The 24,187-nt window shown below is 56.9% G+C and carries 19 protein-coding genes and 1 pseudogene; 11 read left to right on the top strand and 9 right to left on the bottom strand.

All coding sequences use genetic code 11. The annotated features are described in order from the left end of the window. Nucleotides 1-996: 996 nt before the first annotated feature. Nucleotides 997-1,614, bottom strand: coding sequence for an isochorismatase family protein (locus GGD46_RS21310; RefSeq protein ID WP_184707604.1), 618 nt, complete (start codon nt 1,612-1,614; stop codon nt 997-999). A gap of 76 nt (nt 1,615-1,690) precedes the next feature. Between GGD46_RS21310 and GGD46_RS21305 the strand changes: the two genes are divergently transcribed. Further along, nucleotides 1,691-2,584 carry a LysR family transcriptional regulator gene (locus GGD46_RS21305; RefSeq protein WP_184707603.1) on the top strand — a complete coding sequence of 298 codons (894 nt, stop codon included), beginning with the start codon at nt 1,691-1,693 and terminating at the stop codon, nt 2,582-2,584. Nucleotides 2,585-2,624: 40 nt separating this feature from the next. Here the strand turns inward: GGD46_RS21305 and GGD46_RS21300 are convergent, their stop codons facing one another. The 3 genes and pseudogenes from GGD46_RS21300 to GGD46_RS33890 all read right to left on the bottom strand — a co-directional run. After that, nucleotides 2,625-3,782 carry an MFS transporter gene (locus GGD46_RS21300; RefSeq protein ID WP_409527701.1) on the bottom strand — a complete coding sequence of 386 codons (1,158 nt, stop codon included), beginning with the start codon at nt 3,780-3,782 and terminating at the stop codon, nt 2,625-2,627. A gap of 325 nt (nt 3,783-4,107) precedes the next feature. Further along, nucleotides 4,108-4,338 carry a hypothetical protein gene (locus GGD46_RS21295; RefSeq protein ID WP_184707598.1) on the bottom strand — a complete coding sequence of 77 codons (231 nt, stop codon included), beginning with the start codon at nt 4,336-4,338 and terminating at the stop codon, nt 4,108-4,110. A gap of 718 nt (nt 4,339-5,056) precedes the next feature. Then, a pseudogene (locus tag GGD46_RS33890) lies at nt 5,057-5,307 on the bottom strand (DDE-type integrase/transposase/recombinase); the annotation flags it as partial. A 462-nt stretch (nt 5,308-5,769) separates the two neighbouring features. Between GGD46_RS33890 and GGD46_RS21290 the strand changes: the two are divergent. From GGD46_RS21290 to GGD46_RS21280, 3 genes are all read left to right on the top strand, one after another. Continuing rightward, entirely contained in the window at nt 5,770-6,765 is a 996-nt protein-coding gene (locus tag GGD46_RS21290) for a PAS domain-containing protein (RefSeq protein ID WP_184707596.1), read from the top strand. Continuing rightward, nucleotides 6,752-7,126, top strand: coding sequence for a response regulator (locus tag GGD46_RS21285; protein WP_184707594.1), 375 nt, complete (start codon nt 6,752-6,754; stop codon nt 7,124-7,126). Before GGD46_RS21290 ends, GGD46_RS21285 begins: the two co-directional genes overlap by 14 nt. Nucleotides 7,127-7,973: 847 nt before the next feature. Continuing rightward, nucleotides 7,974-8,441: a hypothetical protein gene (locus GGD46_RS21280; protein ID WP_184707592.1), complete on the top strand. Its 468-nt coding sequence runs from the start codon at nt 7,974-7,976 to the stop codon at nt 8,439-8,441. 365 nt (nt 8,442-8,806) lie between these two features. Here GGD46_RS21280 and GGD46_RS21275 read toward each other — a convergent pair whose 3' ends face one another. The 3 genes from GGD46_RS21275 to GGD46_RS21265 form a co-directional block, all read right to left on the bottom strand. Next, nucleotides 8,807-10,000, bottom strand: a complete 1,194-nt coding sequence (locus GGD46_RS21275) for a GGDEF domain-containing protein (protein ID WP_184707590.1) — start codon at nt 9,998-10,000, stop codon at nt 8,807-8,809. Between the two features lie 821 nt (nt 10,001-10,821). Continuing rightward, the gene (locus GGD46_RS21270) at nt 10,822-11,598 is read right to left on the bottom strand and encodes an SDR family oxidoreductase (RefSeq protein WP_184707588.1); all 777 of its coding nucleotides are present in this window, start codon (nt 11,596-11,598) and stop codon (nt 10,822-10,824) included. A 55-nt stretch (nt 11,599-11,653) separates the two neighbouring features. Beyond that, entirely contained in the window at nt 11,654-12,547 is an 894-nt protein-coding gene (locus GGD46_RS21265) for an aldose 1-epimerase (protein ID WP_184707586.1), read from the bottom strand. 294 nt (nt 12,548-12,841) lie between these two features. On the opposite strand from GGD46_RS21265, the gene GGD46_RS21260 reads away from it, so the two are divergent. The 5 genes from GGD46_RS21260 to GGD46_RS21240 all read left to right on the top strand — a co-directional run bounded on the left by GGD46_RS21260 (nt 12,842) and on the right by GGD46_RS21240 (nt 20,532). Then, nucleotides 12,842-13,825: an arabinose ABC transporter substrate-binding protein gene (locus tag GGD46_RS21260; protein ID WP_184707584.1), complete on the top strand. Its 984-nt coding sequence runs from the start codon at nt 12,842-12,844 to the stop codon at nt 13,823-13,825. 66 nt (nt 13,826-13,891) lie between these two features. After that, entirely contained in the window at nt 13,892-15,397 is a 1,506-nt protein-coding gene (gene araG, locus GGD46_RS21255) for an L-arabinose ABC transporter ATP-binding protein AraG (protein ID WP_184707582.1), read from the top strand. A gap of 16 nt (nt 15,398-15,413) precedes the next feature. Next, on the top strand, nt 15,414-16,367 hold the full coding sequence (araH, locus tag GGD46_RS21250) for an L-arabinose ABC transporter permease AraH (RefSeq protein ID WP_184707580.1): 954 nt from the start codon (nt 15,414-15,416) through the stop codon (nt 16,365-16,367). 110 nt (nt 16,368-16,477) lie between these two features. Beyond that, nucleotides 16,478-17,254, top strand: coding sequence for a FadR/GntR family transcriptional regulator (locus GGD46_RS21245; protein WP_184707578.1), 777 nt, complete (start codon nt 16,478-16,480; stop codon nt 17,252-17,254). Nucleotides 17,255-17,946: 692 nt separating this feature from the next. Next, a complete protein-coding gene (locus GGD46_RS21240; RefSeq protein ID WP_184707576.1) occupies nt 17,947-20,532 on the top strand; it encodes a caspase family protein in 2,586 nt (861 codons plus the stop codon). Between the two features lie 211 nt (nt 20,533-20,743). Here the strand turns inward: GGD46_RS21240 and GGD46_RS33885 are convergent, their stop codons facing one another. Continuing rightward, entirely contained in the window at nt 20,744-21,049 is a 306-nt protein-coding gene (locus GGD46_RS33885) for a hypothetical protein (protein WP_246806427.1), read from the bottom strand. A gap of 46 nt (nt 21,050-21,095) precedes the next feature. Here GGD46_RS33885 and GGD46_RS33880 point away from each other — a divergent pair, with 46 nt between their 5' ends. Both GGD46_RS33880 and GGD46_RS21230 read left to right on the top strand, forming a co-directional pair. Next, nucleotides 21,096-21,305, top strand: coding sequence for a hypothetical protein (locus tag GGD46_RS33880; protein WP_246806426.1), 210 nt, complete (start codon nt 21,096-21,098; stop codon nt 21,303-21,305). A 4-nt stretch (nt 21,306-21,309) separates the two neighbouring features. After that, nucleotides 21,310-22,605 carry a methyltransferase family protein gene (locus GGD46_RS21230; protein WP_184707574.1) on the top strand — a complete coding sequence of 432 codons (1,296 nt, stop codon included), beginning with the start codon at nt 21,310-21,312 and terminating at the stop codon, nt 22,603-22,605. Here the strand turns inward: GGD46_RS21230 and GGD46_RS21225 are convergent. After that, nucleotides 22,586-24,184 carry a hypothetical protein gene (locus GGD46_RS21225; protein ID WP_184707572.1) on the bottom strand — a complete coding sequence of 533 codons (1,599 nt, stop codon included), beginning with the start codon at nt 24,182-24,184 and terminating at the stop codon, nt 22,586-22,588. The genes GGD46_RS21230 and GGD46_RS21225 overlap by 20 nt on opposite strands. Nucleotides 24,185-24,187 lie beyond the last annotated feature (3 nt).

Raw genomic sequence — 24,187 nt, 5'->3', positions numbered from 1 at the left:
GTGGGCTATGCTTTTCGAGGTATGCGGATGTGGTTTGTGCGCACCGGCAGATCACGGGGTAATACGTCAGGAGAGGAGCCCGCGAGCGCTGAGGAACTGTGATGCTCCGTCACCCAGAAGCGCCGGTCCCCCAGCTCCTTTGCGCGTTGGGCAATGGCTACGCTGCATTGCAGTACTTTCTCGAGTCCATCAATCGGGCGCTTGTTGAGGAAGCTCAAGCGTAGGACATTTGTTCTCATCAGGCTTATCGGCATTATTAATCTTAATAATCCATAGTTTTAATAGATTATTAAATCGAGCAATGATCTTTCAATCGTAGATCGCGCAATGAAAGATTATGCTATGTGGCGCGCTCAAGTGTGCATAGTAAAGGTCCCGGAGAGCGACTAGTCAATTGCCGGGAACAGCTTGCGATCGCGATCAGTGTGCCTCGTGGCTCGTTTCAGCCTCCGGCGCTTTCTGCATTCGTTCTGCCTTAAGGTTGAACAGGCAGTTGAGCAACGACCCGGAACTCGGCGATAATTTATGCTACCGGGCAGTCCGCCGAACCGATAGTGCAACAGCCAGCACAACGCATACACCAACCGCCGCGCTGCAGATGGCGTTTGTATCTCTTCTGCGATATCGAAGTGACGCTTGCTTCCGGCCCCCCGTCAAACAACGCACTTGCAATCGCAACCAATTCTGCCGGACCAACAGCACTGCCGACTTAGAGGCCGGCAGGTGACATACCCGATCCAATGCCCCATTCCTTTGCATCGGTACCGGCCGCGGTGGCAGTCCATGTGCCATTCTTTCGGTCGGCGCTGAACATGATAAAGGTACTTTATGCCTTGATTGGTGATCAACATTCCTATGGGTGATACCAGCGTACAGATGCCTAAACCCTGCTTTCGGCCGGCGACATATGTCGCGCGGCAGAACTGCACGGACCGATGAAATATACTAAGTCGCTGGCAGCGCAGGAAAGCGCCGAGCGCTGCCAGCTACTATCGATCACACGCCTCTGCCCGACAGGGTGGCGGTGTCCGGCACAATGATAGCGAAGCGGTCGGCGAGTTCGGCCAGGGCTGTCTGGCGAACGATCTCGGCCGGGATCACGCCCTTTCCATCAACGAGCGGCAGGTCGCGTGAAGCAGTTGCATTGGCGACGACCGTATTACGGTAACCGAGATCAAGGGCCGCCCGCGTCGTGGTGCTTACACACATATGTGTCGCGAAGCCCGCGATAATCAACTCCTTGCGGCCGACCTCTTGAATTAGATGATGCAGATTGGTGCCGGCAAAGGCATTCGGGAGCGACTTGATCACCACCTTCTCATTCTCGATCGGCAACAGCTCGGGCATAATTGCCGTATAAGGTCCTTGCGGGTCGAAGGCTGCAGCCCCAGGCCGCCCATGATGGACGACATGAAAGACCGGGACATGGTAGGTGCGTGCCAGATCGAGCAGCTTTGCCGCTTCGGCGATGGCGGCTTCTATCCCGGACAAGGGAATGGCGCCGGTGACATATTCGAGCTGGTGGTCGATCAAAATAAGAGCAGAACGATCAAGAGGGCTCGGAGTGAGGGACGCTCCGGCAATCTGAAGCAGGGTCTTTGGAAGGGTCGTCATTGGGGTCTCCATCGGTTTGAATGCCCCGTTTAAATAGCCCGTTCCCTTGCGTGCGATAATTCAGTATCTATTCTCAATGACCGACAAAAAACGCACAGCATCGCTCGATTGGGAAGATGTCCGGTATTTTGTGGCGCTCGTCCGTCACGGCACATTGAGCGCGACGGCTCGAGCCTTGCGCGTCAATCACGCAACGGTGTCGCGCCGTCTGGCAAGTCTGGAAAGCGTGTTCGGACAGCCGCTGTTCGAACGCCGTCCAGAGGGCTTTGTTCTGAACGAGGCCGGTCGCGCCGTGCTTGACGAAACCATTGTCATGGAAGAGGCGGCATCTGCGGCATTCAGGCGCCTTGAGGCCGGCACGGCAACCGCCGGGCTCGTTCGCATAACCGTTGTTCGAAGCCTAGCCGACGGCTTTATCGCCGAACGTCTGGGGCAATTGCTGAGGGCACACCCGCAGCTCGACATCGAACTCATTGCAGATTCCCGAAACCTGAGCCTTGCCCGGCGCGAAGCAGATTTGGCTCTCCGCTTGGGACGACCTGCCAAGGGGGAGTTGCTAACCCGCCGTGTCGCGACGCTCGAGTATGGATTCTACGCTTCGCATGCCTATGCCGCCCGCGTCGCTGCGGGCGAGACGCCGATCTTCATCGGCTTCGATGTCGACAGCGAATCCGTGCCTGAAGCAGCCTGGGTCAAGCGCAGGTTTTCCGGGCGACGGTTCGCACTGCGCAGTAATAGCCAGACGGCGCAGGCTGCGGCGGCGGCCAGTGGATATGGCGTAGCGCTGCTACCCGATTGGCTGGCGCACTCCAGGCAAGATCTCGTTGCTCTCGACATGGGAGAGGCTCCGCCGCCACGCGAGCTGTGGTTAATCATGCGGCCTGATATTGCTCGGATTCCCAGAGTTCGGTTGGTTGCGGATCATCTCATCGATATGTTCGAGCGCAGTACAAGAAACCAGATGCCGTAATGGGCCGGCAGGAGTCGCCACAGCATTGGCGCCCCCATGTTCAGTTGTGACAAGACTTCGACGTGCCGGCAGGTGTAACGAACAGGCGAACCAGAACGAACAGGCTTCCGATAAGTGTCGCAGCACCAATGACCAGAAACGGGGCCTGTGTAGCCACAGCGCGTGGAAGGGAATTGGCGACCAGCGGCCCGGCCATGCCTCCCAACCCCGTTGTGACAATGAACACGGCGTTGGCAGTGATCCGCTGTGCTGCAGGCGCAGCTGCGTTCATTGCCGCGGAACCGAGCGGATAGAGACTGAACGCTGATGCGCCGAACAGCATGGCAATGATCATGATACAACTGGTGCTGCGATCTATGCTCGCGGCAAGCATGAAGGAAGTCATTGCCGTCGCCAACAAGGCGGTCGAAAGGCTGGTTCCGGTACCAAGGCGATCGGAGACGCCACCGGTCACCGCGAGGCCCAGCATCCCGCCGATCATCGCCATCGCCATGAATATTCCGGCAAGAGAACCATCTTTCAGGGCTGCTGCCGCAAAGAGCGGACCCATCCCGTAGAAACAACTAAGGCTGATGCCGGCCGCCAGTCCGACGGCCAATGCCGCCGACGAACTCTTGAGCAACGCAACAAGATCGCGGGTAGCACCAACCGGCGCCGTTGCCATCATGGCAGGTTTTGATGGGAAGCTGCTCCACCAAAACATGCAGGAGACAATCAGCGCCAGCGCACTCAACAATGAAATTGTGGGGATCAGGCCGGCAATAGCCGAGCCGGTTGCCTGAGCGGCATAGAAGATGATCATGTACAGTGCCAGCAACCGCTGCCGATGGGCTGGCGCGGCAATCGTGTTCATCCTGCTTTCAATGAGCAAATACAGTCCCGCTATCGCAGCGCCGGCGCCGATGCGAGCAGCGGCAAAAAGGACAGGATGCCCCGGAAGTAGAAATGACGCGTTCATCGCAGCGAAGATGGCAATGAAAATTATGAAGCTGCGCCGGCACCCCATCCGCGTGACGAGCGATCGCCCGACCAGTCCTCCGAGAAGTACACCCGTATAAAGGCAAGCTCCAAATAGCGCAATTGTCCGCGACGAGAGTCCATCTCTCGCCCAGCCAAGCGGCAGGGAGGTTGCGAGGATGCCGTTTGCTGCCAAAAGGACGGCAACGAGGATCAGAAGTGGGGTGGCCGGTCTCGACATGTTTCTCTCCGTCGGCGTTCGATGTGGACTAGCTGACGTGGTCTCGGTGTCCCAGGGGAGTTTGAACACCCAGCAGCCTGCTTCAGACGGATTGGTAGGAGTAATGGTGCTGCGCGCGAATTCGAAAACTTCGCACCGTGTCCGATAGAATTTGCACAAGACGTGGGTGGCTCATGTGCTACGAGCATGAATAACCCGCGCCATTCTCGACCGCTTCACCAGCGACGGCGAAAGCAAAATCGGTAAGTGCTAACCAGATGGGTGAAGCTTGATCACGACGACCTGTCCGGGTGTTAGTGAAACGGGCATCCGCGATCCAAAGGATTCAGTGCACCAACGAATTGAGATCCGTACGTAACATCAAGTGCATTGCGATGGTTACACTTGTAAAACGGGGGAAGTTGCAGTCATGACACTCCGACAGCAGTAGCCCGATGAAGGCGCGCTGGAGGAGGCCGCCGAACTCCTGCAGCGATGCCGAGGCGTTAGGCGCATACAAGCTCACCGCCTCGCTCGGCACTGACACCTCAAGCGACGCGGGTTCCCGTGCGGTCATGGAGGCGCTCCCACTGAATATCCGGTATTGGCGCACTTCGCCCGAGACTCACATCGGATTGAGATCAACTTCCGGCGGAAGCTATTCAGGCGGCATTTTCTCAGCTTTATGGCCGAGCAGGACGCTTCGGTTGTCGTGACTGAGGCTGGTTCGAGTGCTCATTGCTGGGCGCGCGCGATGACGAAGCTGGGCCATGAAGTACGACTGAAAGCGCTGCAATACATGCGCCCGCCGCAGGAGAATGCGACTGAGACGCAAGGTCAGACTATCACAATGGTCAGAGGTTAAATTGTTTCCATCATTCGACAGTCGTAGCGAAGCGAATGGAGCTGAATTTGACTATATTGGGACCTGTTTACCATCCTCGGCGCAAGTGGGGCCGATGATGAATTTCAAGGCAGCTTTCCTTTTTATCCCGCCCTTGGCAATTGCGATGGCCGGGTGCAGCAGTCTTCCCCTTAAAGACGCAGGCACATTGTCAACATATAGGAATCTCGGCCCTGCGAAAGGAAATGCGAGCAAATCGCGAACCTTTGTCGATAAGAATGGGTTGATCAACATTCCGCGCCGATTGACACCCAAACGGCCCTCACTCTCGGACGTTCGCAATCGCGACTGTAACCGGGATGGCAGGAGGGTTTGCTTAGGTCTTCAAGTCCAGCACGGGAGTTGTCAGCTTATCGAGCGATGATCGAACTGCTGCCTCGCGTCGCTGAGATCAGGCAACGGCGCCGGTCACGGCTTTCCAAAGCGCTATAGCGTGGATGCAGTGACTGCGAGTGGCTGGGCGGATTGCTTGGGACGCGGGATGACGGAGAGCTTTCGAAGCGCCGAGAGGATCGAAACGAACCGCTGCAAGCGACCAACTGATCGGAAACCCTGCATCGTGCATTCTTGGTTTCGCAGCGGCAGATGAGAATTTTCCGCTCGATTGTTCAGACCCTTGTCGGATCGGTGCTCGCCTCGCGGCTTTCGTCCAGCCGTAATTCCTCGACCAGGCAGGTTCAGCGGAAACTGAAAGTACAACCAGACCGTATGGGCAATGATCTGTTGCGGCAAACGATGACGCTTGCAGCCGATGGTGGGACGCTTCATTCCACCATCTCTACGCGCCACGCACCGACGCCGGTTTATGTGATAGCACCATTGCAGATATCGGCGCGAAGACCCCACGCTCATCTACAACCAAGTACTGCTGCAGACCAGTGGAGAAGGTTTGGTGGCAATATCAATTTTGTGACGATCGCCATGACCCCGATCCAAAGTCAATCGAACGGGAGTATAATGGCCGCCAAGGAGGTTCGCAGAGCAGCGTCATTGGTAAAGCACTTTGGCGAAGCCTCCGAGATCAGCAGTCTTGCCGGCGCTCGGTCTCCCAATAGTTCAGGTGGAAACGCAACTCGCTGGCGATGTTCAATTGGAGGGGTCGGTATGATGCTGGAAGATCTATACCGCCTGTTGCGAAGCGGGCATGCCCAGGCGCAGGGCGTGGTCGATACAATGACCCAGCCGATCGTTGTCCTTGACCAGAACCTGTGCGTCTCCACGGTGAACAATGCATTTCTTGAAACATTCAAGGTCGAACGAGAGGATATTCTTGGCAACAGTCTTTTTGACCTGGGCAACGGCCAGTGGGATATCGCCGAGCTTCGGCGGCTCATCGACGAGGTCATCCCAAAGGCCGCGGCCATTATCGGTTTCGAGGTGATGCATAACTTCCCGGCGATCGGCCAGCGTACCTTTCTCGTCGATGCACGCCGTCTCGTCCATACGGATGACAATAGCACCAACATCCTTGTCATCTTCGACGATGTGACCGAAAGGCAGCGCCGCGACGCCGAGAAGGATTTCATCATCGCGGAGACGCGGCACCGCATGAGAAACCTTTTCGCGGTGGTGCGATCCCTCGCGATGCGAATGGATGCGGAGGGCCTAACAGGCATCGACTACCGCAACCGCTTTCTGGGGCGCCTCGAGGTCACTCTTCGTGCGCAGGAGATTGCCGCCGTCAATGAAGCGACCGATTTTGAAACCCTGCTGCGGCGAACGGTCAGCGATTCTGGAGTGAGCCGTCTCCATTGCGAGGGGACTGCCATGCAGATCCCAGGTTCGAAGATCGTGCCAATCAGTATGATGTTCCACGAATTGGCAACCAATGCGTTGAAATACGGTGCGCTTTCCGCTCCATCCGGCGCATTGCATGTCGGATGGTTACAGGAGGGCGGATCCGAGAACCGTCCGCACTTGGTATTCCGGTGGCGCGAAACGGGCGGCCCAACGGTCGCGCCGCCAAAGCGAAGAGGGTACGGCACGGAGCTGATCGAAGGCACCTGCCGACATCTTGGCGGTACTGTGGAACTTAACTTCGACCCAGAGGGTTTGGTTGTTACAGTCAAACTCCCTTGGGAACCTCATGTCCAAACCTGAAAAAGGCGAAGTTGCGTATAGGGTCGTTCTTGTGGTTGAGGACGAATTCTTGATCGCTATGGAGCTTGAGAGTGCGCTGACGCATGGGGGCTTCCGGGTGCTCGGCCCGGCAAGCTCGGTCAATCAAGCGCTTGATCTTTTGGCCAAGCAACGTCCGGATGCAGCGGTGCTCGATGTCACGCTCGGTCACGAGAAAGTTACGCCCGTCGCTCAGCTCCTGACGTCATGGGACGTGCCGTTCATCCTTGCTACCGCAAGCGATGCGGCGGAACTTGCCAGGCACGATGTTTTGGCCAAAGTTCTCAATCTCGGGAAGCCAACCGACATGAAGCGCCTTGTGGAGGTGGTTCGCTCCCTTTAGCCCCGCGACTCCCAATGGCCCACATATCACAGCTTCTTTCAATTGTTTGCTGAAAACACGCCGCGGCCTCCGCGACGTCAATCTGACTTTTAAAGAAGCTCTTGCACTAATGGTTTAGCTTCTGCGCTAAATGCATACCAACTGTTCCAATCCTTTCAAGAGCAAACCACCATTTATATAATTCCAGTCGCTGGCGACTTGCGAACCGGCGGATTTCCAGAGCGCTGAGACCATACCCGCTAAACCCGCGATCGCACGCCTGATGGCGTGCAGGTGTGGCAGCAACTGTCGAGTGTCGGATGGAGCGGTCTTGTCTGCAGCTCATTCAATATGGTCGTGCGCGGGTGATGCATGTGGCCATCATTTGCCTTCCTTTGACAGCTAGGCTTTACGAAGGCTTGCAACGAGACATCTTTCGACTTGATCCACCCGCGCATCCCGTCAGTGCATTGGGGCTAGTTTTCAGTTGAAGCGCTCTGGACCATTTGGCAGCAATCGGTGATGGCATGGAGCTCGATAGGGACCTGGGTTGTGCGATCAATTCGGCGGGACAGCAGCAAGCCATAGAAACTCCTGCTCACCGTCACCTAGAGAAGCGTTCGCCGTCGGAACAGCAAATCAGCCCAGAAATGAACCGCGAAATCACCCGGTACTTTCTATTTAAGTATCGGAGTGAAACCATTGTGCCGGGGTTATAAGTGGAAACGACAATCCGGACGACAACCTCTGACGGTTTTGGCGAGGCTTCCGTTTCGCTGAACGCAAATTCTCAGTCCCGTCCAAACCGGGGTCCGATTTTTTTGTAGCCAAGCACTTAATCCCTTTACGCGCTCATGAAGGAAATGCCTTGAACAGACTTCACCTGACAACCATGACCCTCGCCGCCATGTTTCTGACCACTGCGTCCGTTGATGCTGCGGATTTCTCCATCACGCCGCTGAAAGATGGCGACAGCTTTACCGGTTGCCTCGCTCAGAACAGCGCCACAGGCGTCGGCTTTCTCGCCGTTGGCGACAAGGTCGTCCTGTTTGCCAACTCTTCGAAGTTCACTTTCGCCAAGGGTGACCAGGTGACCGGCTCCTGGTCGGTCGATGGCGGCGCGGCCACGAATTTCTCGTCGACTGCCGATACGGCAGCAACGGCAACGATCGACGTCCCGAACACGACCGAGGCCGTTACGGCGCTGACCAGCGGCAAGGCGCTGAGCTTGACCGCAAACAGCACCACCGTCGATTTCAGCCTCGATGGCGGCGAGAAGGCCTTTATGGGCCTGACCGAGTGTATGACCACCCAGGCGGCGCCGGCCGCCAACTAAGCGGCACCCATTTGCGATGATATGGCGGGTACCACGTTGCCCGCCATATTTATGATCAGCCGGACCACCAAAACGTCCTCAAGGACAGCGAAATGACTTGGATGTGAGGCCTATTCACACCAAGTGGGTACCTGCGTGTCTACGTTGACGGAGCGGATCTAGATTAGACGCTGCGACAACCAGGCCCTCAGTGCAAGTCCGGTCAAGACACAAACCATCAGTGCTCGTCAAAGTTCGGGTCACACGGCGAGCCCGCGATTGATGTGGAAAACACGCTCCGCAATCAGGGTCTTTCGCTCTCGCCCAAGCTTGTGATGTCGTCCTCATCGGGCGTGAGAAGTTTAACCGCCATTGCGACCTTTATGCTACTTCACGCCACTACTGAACCCGATAGCGGCAAGTCGCTGCTGGTCTTGTGGGAAGATCTCGGCATCGGCATCGCAAACACGATTTCGCCCTGCGGCCTTCGCCAAGTACAAGGCCCGATCGGCCTCTCGGCATAAGTAGGGCAAGTCACTTCCAGCCTGTGAGGCTCTTGCAATGCCGATGCTGGCGGTAACGGTGATGTCGGCGGGAAGAGAGGGATAGCGAAGGTCGCAAATCGCTTTTCGGATTCTTTCCGCGTGAAACATAGCATCGTCCGCTTCTGCCGGAAGAAAGACAATAAACTCTTCGCCTCCTTGTCGCGCAAGCAAAGCATGCGGCGGGAGGATTGCCTGTACCGCTTGGCCCATTATTTGGAGGACCTCGTCGCCCGCGGCATGTCCCCAGCGATCGTTCAACTGTTTGAAATGGTCGAGATCGAGATAGAGGATCGCGTCGCCGAGATGGAGGCGGCTAGGCACGGCCGAGTTGAAAAAGCGACGATTATAGAGCCCTGTGAGAGCGTCACGATCGGCCAGGCGCCTAATCTTGAGATGCTGGCGCTCGCTTATGAAGATCACGATGGAGATGGCGAGCACGAACTTGGACAAGATCATCAGGAAAAAACCGTTCGCTACGTCAAGTAGCGGAAACGTGTTAAACGCGAATTCCAGTCCCATTATCAAAGAAAGAACACTCGCACAGCCGAGTATCGCCGCGACCAGCTTGCGAATTGGGAGAGGTTCGCGATGGGCATCGAGTAGGACAATGATTGCAGTTGCAGCCATCGTTAAGCAGCCTAGAAATGTGAAAGTCGTCGCTCTGTATGTATTATTCAGGTGAAAGGCCGTGGTCAAACCAATGACCAGCGTCGCCGCTGCGGGTAAAGCGACGAGCCAGGTCTTGATTTTTCGGTCAGGGTTGCTGATCACGACAAACGCCAACCCCAGCAGACAATATCCGAGAACGGCAAGGACGATGTTCACCAGGCTCAGGGGACCGTAGAGCGCGGGGTGAATCTCGGCATGTCCGGCAAGCGTCGAGCCTCCCGCGAGGACAACAAAACTGGCGACCAGAAGTCCAACCCCACGGCTCTCCGTCGAGGTCAACCGCAAATACCCCAAGGTCAAGGCGCCCGCGATGTAGGATGTCTTTTGCAGAAAGAGGACTGTTGGCATATCCAGTTGGTTGATCATCGAGCACCAAAGCAAGGTCACAGGTTAGTGTTGCTCTAGCTGGTACAGTTAAATATTTTGCGAAGATCGATCGCCTAAATTAACCAGTGATACGCGCCCCAGCCAGGCGCTGTTGATAAAGTACGGCAGCCGTATATTGACCGCCGCCAAGGCGAGGAATGTCGAGAGTAATTTTCTGTTCTTGTCGTATGCGGTAGTACACAGGAGTGGCTTGACAACATTTTGAATGCCCTCAATCCAACGTCGCCCGCGGTCATCGCTGTTCGAATGCTATTGATAGTGACGTACCTGCATTATTTTAGGCCATTTGGAATTGGATTTTCCACTCGTGATCCCGTCGGACAAACAGGGAGCATGTCACCCTCAGCAGCTTGGTATTAGCGGAACAGTAGAGTCGTCACAGGCGTAACGACCACGCCAACCTCAGTCGGCGAAGATTAATGCCCCTGGCTTCGCAAAGCTGAACCTAAATTTGGTGGCCGCCCGGTTGGCGGACAACACGAAGTTTGTATCCGCTTCACAACAGGGCGTTATGCCAAGCGTGTTCGCCAAAGGGTCGTTGGTTCGAATCCGTTCAATTCCACCATTCGGTGCCGACATCAATCCACGTTCCTTTGGAATGGCATGGATCATTGTCAGGTACGCCTCACCCTCCGGTACGAGCTGTCCCAACAGCCGGCCAAAAGCGCGATCTCTGGGCAGATGTCCGGGAGAGAAGTACTCCAGAACATAGGCGATCTGCTGGCCCGGCCGGCCCTAAGCCGAGTTCGCTCCGCATCGCCGGATTTCATGTTGCGCGTCTCCTTGATGTCGATCGACAATCATTGATGCTGCAAGACGCTCAGGCCGCCATCGACCGTAAGGCAGGTGGCATTCATGAAAGGGCATTCGTCCGAGATCATGAAGACGGCAGCCATGGCGATTTCCTGCGGGGTGGCAATACGGCCGCATGGATGTAGTTTCATGGTCTCGGCCTTTGCCTGTTCTGGATCAGGAAAGCTGTTCCAGTAATCGATGACTTTCTGGGTCGCGACGTAGCCCGGCGCCAGGGCATTCACGCGCACGTTCTTCGACGCATATTCGATCCCGAGCGACTTGGTCATGCCGAGAAGTGCGTGCTTGGCGAGCGGATAGGGAAAGGTGTGCGGAATGATCGTGAAGGCATGGGTTGAGGCGATATTCAGAATGACGCCGCCACCGTGGGCGATCATCTCTGGCAGAACGGCGCGGCAGCAGTTCCAGGCGCCCTTGAGGTTGATGTCGAAACAGCGCTGCCAGTCTTCGTCCGTCAACTGCAGTGGTTCGGCAAAGACGTTGACGCCAGCATTGTTCACCAGTGCATTGATGCTACCGATCTCTTCACCAGCTCGAGCGACCGCGGTGCGCACGGCGGCAGCGTCTGTGATGTCGGCGGCCCTATAACCGACATTGGCGCCGTCTCCTTTCAGCTTGCCGGCAGCCTGTTCCAAGAGGGCCGCGTCGTGGTCGATCAGAAAGATGCTCGCGTTCTCGGCGGCATAGGCCTCGGCAATTGCCAGTCCGATTCCCTGCGCGGCTCCGGTAATAAAGATCCGCTTTCCGGAAAGGCGATTTGGCATTTGGTGTTCCTCTTTCAGCTTGTTCCGAAAATTCGGCCGATGAGCAGGTCGCGCTTTATTGCGGATATGATTGCGGCTGCAGGCGAATGGATGCTGCAAGGGTTTCCCCCGGCTGCAGGATCTTCAAGTCTCCCAGATCGGGAAGGTTATGACCATTGGCGATGTGCGACATCGGCTCGAAGCAGAAATAGTCATGGCGGTATGCTGGGATGAAATCCGTATCGGGAATGAAGACGAAGGCGTGCCTGACAGTGGCGTCCGCTGTCAGTCGCAGGCTGGCGCGCTTCTCCGGCCACGCAATCAGCGCCTCACCGCTCCAATCCTCGAGGCCGTTGTTGACCCAGCGACGGGGGAGCGACAACGGCCGCGAGAAATCGAGGTCGGCGGGAATGTCCGTTCGCTGCCCCGGCAAAAAGCCCTCGGTCTCGGTCCTAAAGTGCCGCGCCGGTGCAAAGAGCGTCGTTTGTGCGGTTAACGGAAAATAGGGATGCCAGCCGAGCCCGAACGGCAGCGCGTGAATGCCGGTATTCTCGACGCTCATATGAAGCGTCAGCCCTTCGGAAGACAGGGTGATAATCTGCCTGGCATCGTAGCGATAGGGCGTATCGGCCTCCTGATGGTGAAAACCGATCTGCACTTCGCTGCTGGTGCGGGAAAGAATGGACCATTCCGCCTGCCAGCCATCGCCGTGCAGATAATGAGGATCCGAGGCTGTGTTCGGCCGAAGCCGATAATCGCGGCCTTCGAACGTAAAGTGGTTGTTCCTGACACGGTTGCCGAAGGGAACGAGGGGATAGCAAGCAGAGGAAGACGCATTGGCGCCGTCTTTGGTAGGTCTCAATAGTGCAATTTTACTGCCATCCATCATCCAGGAGTAGTCCAGCAATGTGCCGCCGGTGGTCGATATGCGAGCCGAGAGCAAGCCGTTCTGCAAATTGATGATGCTCATGAAGCGGCTGCTTTCCTCTTGACGGCCAAGGCGGCTCCCGAATGGAGCGGCACCCTATATTCGCGCCATCCAATGTCAACAGATATATAGGATTTATTTTAACCGGATCCACGGTTCATTACAGGTGCGCGCATTGATTTTCTTGAGAAGTTTCCGATTTCCGAAATCGGGACGATATGAGTGTGGCATCCGTGCGATAAAAAATCATACACAAATATTGACTGGTATGATGTTTTTTTCTATTCAAACTCTGCTGCCGACCAATGGCAGAGCGAGATTTCAGGGAGAGAGACCATGCGCTTTTTCAAAGCAGCCATCCTTGCGGGGGCGTTTGCCGTTTTGGCAGCCGGCTCGGCGCTTGCCGAGGACGTCAAGATCGGATTCATCGTGAAGCAGCCGGAGGAGCCCTGGTTCCAGGATGAATGGAAATTCGCCGACCAGGCTGCCAAAGAGAAGGGCTTCACGCTCGTCAAGATTGGCGCCGAGGATGGCGAGAAGGTGCAGTCGGCGATCGACAACCTCGGCGCACAGGGCGCGCGGGGCTTCATCATTTGCACGCCTGACGTCAAGCTCGGCCCCGGCATCGTTGCTAAGGCCACGGCCAATCAGTTGAAGCTGATGACTGTCGACGACCGCCTGGTCAATGCCGAGGGCAAGCCGCTCGAAGACGTGCCGCATATGGGTATTTCCGCCACCAAGATCGGCGAGACCGTCGGCAAGGCGATCGTCGATGAAATCAAGAAGCGCGGCTGGGACATGAAGAATGTCGGCGCGATTCGCGTTTCCTACGATCAGCTGCCGACCGCTGTCGACCGCGTCGAAGGCGCAATCTCGGTCCTGAAGGCGGCAGGTTTCTCAGCGGCAAATATCTATGACGCGCCGCAGGCCAAGACCGATACTGAAGCTGCCCTCAACGCCGCGACCACGGTTCTTAACAAGCATGCTGATGTCAAGTATTGGGTCGCTTTCGGCCTTAACGACGAGGCCGTGCTCGGCGCTGTCCGCGCCTCGGAATCGGTCGGCATTCCCGCAGCGAACATGATCGGCGTCGGCATCGGCGGCGCGGATTCGGCGATCAACGAGTTCAAGAAGCCCGCTGCAACCGGATTCTTCGGCACGGTCATCATTTCGCCGAAGCGCCACGGCTACGAGACGGCCCTCAACATGTATGACTGGATTGCCAACAGCAAGGAGCCGCCGAAGCTGACGCTCACCTCCGGTTCCCTCGCGCTGCGCGGCGACTATGAGAAGGTTCGCAAAGATCTCGGCATCGAATGATTGTCCTGCCAGGATGATGTCCGTCCGGCGGCTCGTTGCCGCCGGCCTTCTCTCGATGGAGCAAGCATGGCTTTCCTTGAATTCAAGGGCATCTCCAAGGGCTATCCCGGTGTCCAGGCGCTGTCGGACGTTTCTTTCAATGTCGAAAGAGGTGCGGTACATGGGCTGATGGGCGAAAACGGCGCCGGTAAGTCGACGCTGATCCGGGTCCTCTCGGGCGACCAGGCCGCGGATACCGGCAGCATCGTCATCGATGGCGTGGAGCAGCACTACAGCTCCGTCCGCGATGCCTTTCACGCCGGCGTCATCGTCATCCACCAGGAGTTACAGCTGGTGCCGGAACTGACCGTTGCCGAGAACCTCTGGCTCGGCCGCTTTCCTGGCAAGGTCGGTGTGATCGACGGCAGGACATTGATCGAGACCGTTCGCAGCAAGCTCAAGGAAATCGGTATCGACGTCGATCCGGCAGCCAAGATTTCCTCATTGTCGATCGGCGCCCGCCAGATGGTGGAGATCGCCAAGGCCGTCATGGTTGATGCGCGGGTGATTGCGCTCGACGAGCCGACCTCGTCGCTATCGTCACGCGAGAGCGAAATCCTGTTTTCCTTGATCGACCGGCTGAGAGCCAATGGCACGGTCATCCTCTATGTCTCGCATCGCCTGGATGAGATCTTCCGGCTTTGCGACAGTCTCAGTGTGTTACGCGACGGCAAGCTTGCCGCGCATCATCCAAAGATCGTCGACACGACGCGCGAGCAGATCATTTCGCAGATGGTCGGCCGCGAGATCAGCAATATCTGGGGCTGGCGCGAACGTCCGCTCGGCGAGGTACGTCTCGAAGCCAAGGGGCTCTCGGGCTCGAAGCTACGCAATCCCGTCACCTTCTCGGTCCGCAAGGGTGAAATTCTCGGCTTTTTCGGCCTTATCGGTGCCGGTCGCAGCGAGATGGCTCGCCTTCTCTATGGAGCCGACCATCGCCACGAAGGTAGTGTCTCGATCGACGGCGTCGCCGTTTCGCCGAACAATCCGAAGGCTGCCATTAGTGCCGGCATGGTTCTTTGCCCGGAAGATCGCAAGTTTGACGGCATTCTTCAGGGACGATCGATCGAGGAGAACATCGCCATCTCCTCGCGGCGGCATTTCTCGCCCTTTGGCATTCTCAATCCGAAGAAGGAAGCCTCGGTCGCAGATCAGTTCATCGCCAAGCTCAGGGTTCGCACGCCCACACGCAAGCAGGATATCGTCAATCTCTCGGGCGGCAACCAGCAAAAAGTCATTCTCGGCCGCTGGCTTTCGGAGCGGGGCGTCAAGGTTCTCGTTATCGACGAGCCGACGCGCGGCATCGATGTCGGCGCCAAGTCGGAAATCTATGAAATTCTCTATGAACTGGCGGCTGGCGGAATGGCGATTGTGGTCATTTCCAGCGAGCTTCCCGAGGTCATGGGCATCTCCGATCGTATCATGGTCATGTGCCAGGGCCGCGTCGCTGCCAATGTTGCCCGCGCCGATTTCGATGAGCGGGCCATTCTGACCGCGGCGCTGCCCGACAAGAGCGCCGCCGGCACAATCTAATTCAGGAATGGTAGTGATGAATTCATTGAAAAAAATCCTCCTCGGCGAACAGGGGCTGGTGGTGATCTTCGCGATCGCATTCGTGATCGTCTCACTCCTCGTGCCGAGCTTCCTGACAGAGCGCAACATGCTCGGCCTGCTACAGTCGGTGGTGACGATCGGCATCGTCGCCTGCACCATGATGTTCTGCCTTGCCTCGCGCGACTTCGACCTGTCGGTCGGCTCCACTGTCGCCTTCTCGGGCATGATCGCCGTCATGGTGTCGAATTCCACCGGCTCGATTCCGCTCGGGCTTGTGGCGGCCCTGATCTGCGGCAGCGTCGTCGGTGTCGTCAACGGCATCGTCATCGCCAAGTTCCGCATCAATGCCTTGATCACCACGCTCGCAACCATGCAGATCGTGCGCGGCCTCGCGCTGATCGCCTCGGATGGGCGCGCTGTCGGCATCAACGATCCGACCTTCTATCAATTGGCGCTGTCGCGCTTCCTGACCGTGCCGACGCCGATCTGGATCATGGTGCTGCTGTTCGTCATCTTCGGCTTCACCCTTAACCGCACGGTTTTCGGCAAGAACACGCTTGCAATCGGTGGCAATCCCGAAGCGTCTCGTCTTGCCGGCGTCAACGTCGTCAATATGCGGATCTGGATCTTTGCCCTTCAGGGGTTGGTCTGCGCCATCGCCGGCATTTTGCTCGCCTCGCGCATTACTTCCGGACAACCGAATGCGGCAACCGGGCTCGAACTCTCCGTTATCTCTGCCTGCGTACTGGGCGGCGTGTCACTCGCCGGCGGTCGTGCCGCCATGACCGGCGTGATTGTCGGCGTCCTGATCATGGGCATCGCCGAAAACGTGATGAACCTGCTCAATATCCAAGCTTTCTATCAATATCTCGTGCGTGGCTGCATCCTGCTGATCGCTGTTCTGCTTGACAATCTGCGCTCTTCGGCGGCAGGGCGTGGCAGCCGCTGATAGTGACCAGATTTCTTGGGGGAAGTTTGCCGAGCTTGCAGTTGCGCATTGATGTCTGGGCGTGGCGCCACTCATGATCGCCACCGGGCCAGCGGAAGGGAGTGCAAGTGATGAGTACGCGTTTGGGGTCATTGCGGACAAAGCAGGGTGGAGCTACCCCCGAACAGGGGAAGCGCACCGTGCGCGAGGAGCTGCTAAAGAAACTCATCCGGCAGATCGTGTCGGGCAGTCTTGCCGAGGGCTCAATTCTTCCAAATGAGGCCGAGCTTTCCGACGTCCATGGTGTCAGCCGCACCAGCTTGCGAGAGGCGATGCAATATCTCTCGGCGCTGGGAATGGTGCGCTCACGAACCCGCGCAGGCACCACGGTTCTCCCACGAGAGAACTGGAACTATCTGGACCCGCTGGTTCTCGATGCTACTCTGGCGCTTAGCAACGATCGCAGCTTCTATGACTCCCTGCTTGATGCGCGACAGGTGTTGGAACCCGCCGCTGCGGCGCAGGCGGCCGCCAACGCCACAGCAAAGCAGCTCGCGCAGATCGCCGAGGCTTTCGAAGACATGGTCGCCGCCAACGCCCGTGACAATGAAGCCTGGAGCCAGGCTGATCTGGAGTTTCACACTGCCATCATCAATGCGAGCGGCAATTGGGTATTCCGCCAGTTCGCCACAGCCATCCGGGCTGCCCTGCTTGCCAGCTTTCGATTGACCAATCGCGCGAGCCAGTCGCATGAGTATGCGATCGCCCGGCATCAGGATGTGTTGGACGCCATCCGCATGCGCCGGCCTGACGCCGCCCGCTTTGCCATGGAGCAACTGATCGGAACCGCCAGGATGGAGCTCAGTGACGCTCTGCGGGCGGCCAACCCAAAGGATCAATCAGCCTGAAGTGAGTTGCAGCTATTCGATGCAGACGTCTCAATTGATCTGAACCGTGAATAGCCCCTAGATTTGTAGGCGCCTTCCTTCCTAATTTTTGAGGCAAGAAGAGCATCATGAGCGGATCAAATTTCAGCGAAGAGTTCAAGCATGACGCGGTGCGCTAGCTCTCTGCGTGTGTCTTCAGCCACGAGAGGATGTGCGGATCATCGGTCGGAAAGGGTCTCACGGCGCTCGCCTTCCATACGCATAAGGTCTTTCAGGATGGCACCCCATTTCTGAAACGATCATTGATCGGGTTTCGCAGCGGCGTGCCACTGCCAGAATATTCAGCACTGCCGATGAGAAGGGCCTCCTTACTGGCCGCAAAGGCCTGTGTGTCACAGAATAGCGTGATTGCGAAGATAAAAAAGCGGTAGATCATCACGGCTCTGGTGGTGGCGCCACTATTGGAGTTGCTGTCAGATAGATCAATGATGGCATCACGGTTGAAATTCCACCAGAAGGAAAGCGATTTTAGGATCGTAGGAAGACAAGCTCCTAGGGCTACTTTTATTTCGCGGGGCTTCCAATTAGTTGCAACTTCGGAAGCTTGCTTTTTTCACTACCGAATAATATTGTTTTATGGCTTATACTGAATGGTTTCCCACGGCAGACGGCATTTCCCCATCTCATTGAAACGTTTGTGTTTGCGGCCAGCTATGTTTAGGTTCCTCTCGCTCCAGAGCCTCTTTGGGTCAGTTATTCTGGCCATTGTTTTGCTGTCGGCAAGTGCTCCCACGGGCGCACAAGAGGCAGGCGATAGAAACATCAGCAGACGCGTCGCCCTTGTCATCGGCAATTCCGCCTATAAGACGCTGCCTTCACTTCCCAATCCCACCAATGACGTAGGGCAGGTGGCGGCGACCCTGAAAGAATCGGGTTTTGCAGTTACGGTCGGGATTAACGTCGATCGCTTGGCTCTGGAAGGCACTGTACGTGAATTCCTGCGCGCCGTTCAGCAAGCCGACGTGGCGCTGGTGTATTATTCTGGACATGGAATTCAGGTTGCCGGACAGAACTTTCTCGTACCAGTCGATGCAACGTTGGAGTCGGCTTACGATGTTGAGACTCAGACGATGTCGCTTGATCTCATCCTGGATCATTTGAAACAGGATTCCCGCGTTCAACTGATTTTCCTCGATGCGTGCCGCAATAATCCTTTTAATGCTCAAAAGTTCTGGATGGCACAGACTCTTCAGCCCGTGGGCACCACTCGTGGTCTTGCGCGCATCGACGGTGCCGTGGGCAGTCTGATCGCTTTCTCGACCGAGCCTGGGCAGGTGGCGCTCGACGGGAGCGGTGCACTCAGCCCCTACAGTGAATCCTTTGTGAAGCACGCCAGCGAGCCTGCAAAGGAAATCCGCCAGATCCTAACCGATGTCCGGCGAGATGTGATTGCGGCCACTGATGGAAAGCAGGTTCCCTGGGAAAATTCCTCACTGACCGACAACTTTTATTTCCGACCGGCGCCAGCGCCACCGTCCGTTGACCCCATGCAGCAGATCACCGTGCAAGCCGGTTCAACCACATCGGACCTGCCTATTATCCCCCCACACAACGAGACCGGAACCACACTCACGGTCACGATTAATCAACTGCCTCAAGCAGGCAAGCTTCTCCTCAACGACGGGCAATTGCAGCCAGGTGAAAAGCTGGCCGCATCGGACTTGCCACGTCTTTCGTACGATGCGACTGAGGTCGCAGCGGGAACGGTTGGGCTTCTGGGCTACAGCGTCGCCGACCCGTACGGCCAGGCCACGCAGGGCGTGGTGGCATTGACCGTTTCTGAAAATGTGAACGCGAAGCTAGCCGAGAGGAAGCGACGTCAGGAGCAACTGTTCCAAGAGATGTCCGCTTATGTCGACGGGCTGAACCGCTCCATGCCCGCAACGATCGGCGTTGGGCCGATCCCGACTCGTTTGCCTGAAGCACCAGCCACCATGACGGACCTGACTCTGAGGGTCACTTCTCTGCCGGACAAGGGCATCGTTCGTGCGGCTGACCGTGCCGTCGAAGCAGGCTATGTCATCGAGGCGAGTGAGCTTGCGAAGCTTACTTACGAGCCGCAGATCGGGACTGAAGGACAAAGCTTCAAGTTGACGCTCCAGGCGAGCGATCCTGGCATTGCACCAGCGACGCTGTCATTGAAACCTGTCCTTGATCCCTGTGACAGTGCAGCGGCAGCGCCGCTTGACCTGCAAGGGGTTACCACGGGAAAGTTGCCGAACGAGATAGATCCCAAGCTAGCACTTCCTGCCTGCACGGAGGCAACGAAGATCTATCCGCAGGTTCCGCGATTCCTTTATCAGCTAGGGCGCGCCCAGCTTGCGAACCGGCAATCCAAGGTCGCGTTCGAGACGATCAAGAAGGCTATGGATGCCGGTCATACCCGGGCAATAGAAAATCTGGCCAGTCTTTATGCGCTTGGCGTCATCGGTCCTAGCGATGTGCGGAAGAGCAGCGAAATTGTTCAGGCTGCAGCCGAGAAGGGCGATCCCTATGCCCTCTACGCCTTCGGCAAGGATCTCTACTACGGACGAGGTGTCACGACCGATACCGAACGTGGAATGAAACTCATGCTCCAATCGTCCGAGCTTGGACATACTTTTGCAATGAACGAACTTGGAAATATCTTTCTGAACGGCATTAATATCGCTGCAGATCCCCAGCGAGCCATAAGATTCTACGAGGTTGGCGTAAGGCACAATGACATCTATTCGATGAATAATCTTGCTCTGATCTATCGTTTCGGCAACGGCGCTCCCATTGATCTGGATAAGGCGCTTGATCTTTTCACCCGGGCCGCCGAAGGCGGGCAGCCCTATGCTCCAACAAATCTTGGCCGCATGTATCGTGACGGTGTTGGCGTTAAAAAAGATAGGGTTGCTGCAGCCAGATGGCTGGAAATGGGTGCCGAGCGGGGTGACTATTGGGGGGCGCTCGATCGGGCGCACCTGGCTCAAGAAGCAGATCAAGGTAAGCCCAACACGACGGATGCCGCGCACTATCTAGCCCTGGCGAGCGCGCTAAACATGCCGGGCACGGGCGACCCCAAAAACCAAGCTGCCACGGAGCTGGCTAACCTGCCGGAAGCAGCAAAGAAGAAGGCCGAAGCAGCTTTCTTGACGGAGTTCACAGCGCAGGAACGCACTTCCTTACCGAAAGCGAAGTCGCTTGACGAACGCCTCGCACAGCTGGCGCATGCGGCATGGGTTAAGCGCAATCCAAGGTATGATTTGTTCTAAATTGGGAGCTGAAGATACTCATGGCAATCAACAGAAAGATGTTCGTTCGTATCCTTATGTGCTCCGCCTTTGCCGTATGCTCTGCGGAGCTGTTGCAGAGTTGCGTGTTTTTTGACCGAGCTGCCGAAAATCGACCCGCCAGAAACCTAGCACCCTCCAAGCATGGGCATGCCAAGGCATTGATCGCCGATGCCGCGCGTGATTCCGGCTCTCATTCGTCTCCCGGCGGCGGTGCATCTTCTGGCTCATCAGGCTCTTCGGGATCATCAAGTGGTTCTTCCTCTGGTTCGTCGTCGAGCTCCTCCGGTTCATCAGGTTCGTCATCGGGCTCCTCCAGTTCATCGGGCTCGTCGTCAGGCTCTTCCAGTTCGTCGGGTTCGTCGTCAGGCTCCTCAAGCTCGTCAGGTTCGTCATCGGGCTCTTCCAGCTCTAGCTCAGGAGGTGGCTGGAACGGATCGGATCGGAGACTAAAGGCGGATATCCGCATGCTTGGCTTTTCGCCAGCGGGTATTCCCATTTACGTGTTCCGCTACATTTGGGGGGGGCCACGTTTCGTAGGCACGATGGCCCAGGATCTGCTGTGGCTCCGGCCCGACGCGGTGCGCCAGACATCTGGCGGTTTCTATCAGGTCGACTACGGCCGGCTTGACGTGCGAATGGTGTCGCTGGATGAGGAAGTTTCACTGGACGGGGACGACAACGTTATGCAGGCGATCGCGCGCGCTCTCAAAAGCGCTAAGTCTGACGATCGGTGTTTCGCGCTGACTCGATAACCCCATGGCTCCTGGAGTAACCAGGCTCGTACCGATTTCTGCGTTTCCGCATATCGGTGGGCTTAAAGCGCAACTTGTGACGCTGACCGGCGTCGCGATTGGTATCGTCTTAAACCTCCTTTTGCGCGTTGAGGCCGGCGCAGCCGTTTCGATTGCGCTGTCGAGCGTCATTGCGGCCTGGGTGTTGGGGGACGGTGCTCCGGTGGCGTGCCTCGCGTGGCAAGCTCGGAAATCCCGTTGTGAACCTCTGCCGGTCTTCTGGCGGCGTATCTTTGTGAAGTTTATCGGCCTTTGTGCATTGACAGGGACAATTATCCTTGCCTGCTCAACCTTTCCTTTTCTTGAGCAGTCCGCCGCTATCGAATGGTTGATTGGCGCCGGGACGATAGAGTTTGGATTGGTTGCTGTCGCCGTCGGAACCGCCATCGCTTATCTGGCTGCAACTGACCGGTTGAGCGAAACCCCGGATGATTATCTTTATCAAGTTGGGCGAGCCGTATTGCTGCTGGGCTTCCGCGAAGCTGACGTGTTATTTGCAATTCGCGTGGTCATCATCAAATGCTTCTTTCTCGTCTTGATGTTTTCGGCAGGTATGACCGCCTTTGCGGATCTTGCCAACGATCCGGCTTGGAACCATTCCGTATTTTCGGCTCACTGGTTCGATGGCGTGGTTCGGCTCATTTATTTGGTTGACGTCATTCTGGCAGCTGGCGGCTATATCGCGACGTTTAAACTTTTCGGCTGGCATATCCGGGCAACAGAGACCACGCCCTTGGGCTGGATTGCATGTCTGTTATGCTATGATCCCTTCTATCCGCTGATCTCGCGGTCGTTCCTGCCTTATGGAGACGGTCCAGGCTGGGCAGCCCTTCTACAAGAAGGCTCGCCAGTCTTTTACGCCTGGAGCGTGGCTACGCTAGTCCTTCATCTCATCTATGTATGGGCTACGGTTTGTTTCGGGCCACGGTTTTCCAATCTTACCGACCGCGGTATCGTTACCGGGGGCCCTTATCGACTTACCAAACATCCGGCCTACATTGCCAAAAATATGGCATGGTGGCTGCTGCTACTGCCAGGCTTCATTGCCAGCGGCCCGATTGAAGGCCTGAAGCGTGCCGGCATGCTGGCTATCGTCAGCTTCGTTTATTTCCAGCGCGCTCGCGCCGAGGAGCGTATGTTGAGCGCCAATCCAGACTATCAAGCCTATTGCGCGAAGATTTCAGAATGGGGCCTACTTGCATCTCTACGAAGGCTTTCGCGCAGATACATCGCTCTGTGCTTCAGGAGCCGACTCCCCTGAACCTGACTGGCTGGAACCCGCGCATAAGCAGGTTTCCCAACGGATAAACATTACGACAGACGCGTCCCTTGCAAGCGTTCGGCGATGCCTCCATCACCTCCACTTTGCGATCTTCCGTGAAACGCATCACGAGTACGACGTGAGATCCCGGCTTATTGAGTGCGTCGCCCGGCTGTAGAGACCATGGGTCGGGTAGCCGTCGGGCAATCTGTGGAATGTCGCTGGTGGCGAAATGCATCTTCAGCCCCCATGCCTCGCTGACGAAGCCGGAACAGTCAACGCCCAATATGTTGGAAAGCGGGGGGCTCTTGGTACAGACATTGCCAGCAGGCACACCCTTCTCAACACCGGTAATAAAATCGGAAACACCCGTCTTGCAGCCCCAACAATAAGGCATTCCAGTTACAGTCTCGCCAAGCTTTCCAAATAGATAAAGCGGACGTCGAATGCGATTCATATTCGGGCATTTGGGCCCGGAAGCCGAACCATAGGATTGGGGCGTTACCACCCAATCCACCGCTTCGAAGCCAATCGCGCGCTCGATGATGTCATTTCGCGTTTTTGGTAACACAGCCACCTGAGGACCAGCTATAACCCTCTTTTCCCTGGTGGGCTCCAGCGGGATTCTGACAGAGAGTTTCTTTTCCGGTTTGCGGCCCGCGAGCTTCAGAACCTGAACGCCTGTCTGCTGCGAGTTCAGGAATAGTACCTCTCCGCGCGGCGCGATCGCGACGAAACGCCGGGAAAACACGCTGTCAGAGTCGATCGCCAGGTCATATACGTTTTCGATGCGCCCCTCCGGCGTATAGCGCACGACCATCATTCCAGTCTTCCGAGGCGAACCGATCAGTTCGACCAGGATGTAAGGCCGGCCGGCCGTATCGATGTCAAGAAGTTCGATGGATCCGATCGGCGTATCGGCGGAGAGCGAAAGCGACAGAAAGTTTTCTTCCGATGTGCTTCGTCTGAGCAGTATTTGCGCCATATCCTTCGCATCGAAGCGGATGTCGGCGACGACATCGCCAAGCCCGCGGCTCGGCACATATTGCGTAACGGCAGGTCTCTTATCCGGCCTGGCGCTGCGTCCGATCTCGTTGACAATGCTGGTCAGCGGTCCTGGCGAAACCGAACCCATCGAGGCGAAGACCGAGCGGGTATAGAGATCGGCGTTGCCGCCATCGAGTGCACGCAGTGTTTGGCCGCCTCCGCCTGCGGCCTCAGTCTTTTCCACTGGCACTATGCCTTCGGACCAAAGATAGAGAGAATTGTGCACAACAGCGAGATCCTCCGGCTCGACATTGGCGGGCAGGGGCAGGACATCCGGATTGTCCTGAGCGCGCTCGCCATTCACTGCCAGAACGCGCGCATTGTTCTGATCGAGAATATAGATGGTACCGTCATCTCCAACGGTAATCGCGGCCGGTCCGGAAGCTTCGACGTCGTTACTGCTCGACACGATGCCAACAGAGCGGGCACCATCACCGCTCGTTAGTTTGATGACGGTGTCGTCGCGCGCGGCGGCTGGCCCTGAAACTGCGATGGTTACTACAACGGCAATGTACGACCAAGGGTTGCGCATAGT

This window comes from Martinezella lusitana (assembly GCF_014207095.1).
Taxonomy (GTDB): Bacteria; Pseudomonadota; Alphaproteobacteria; order Rhizobiales; family Rhizobiaceae; genus Rhizobium; species Rhizobium lusitanum_B.
This window is presented reverse-complemented; position numbering and strand designations above follow the sequence as displayed.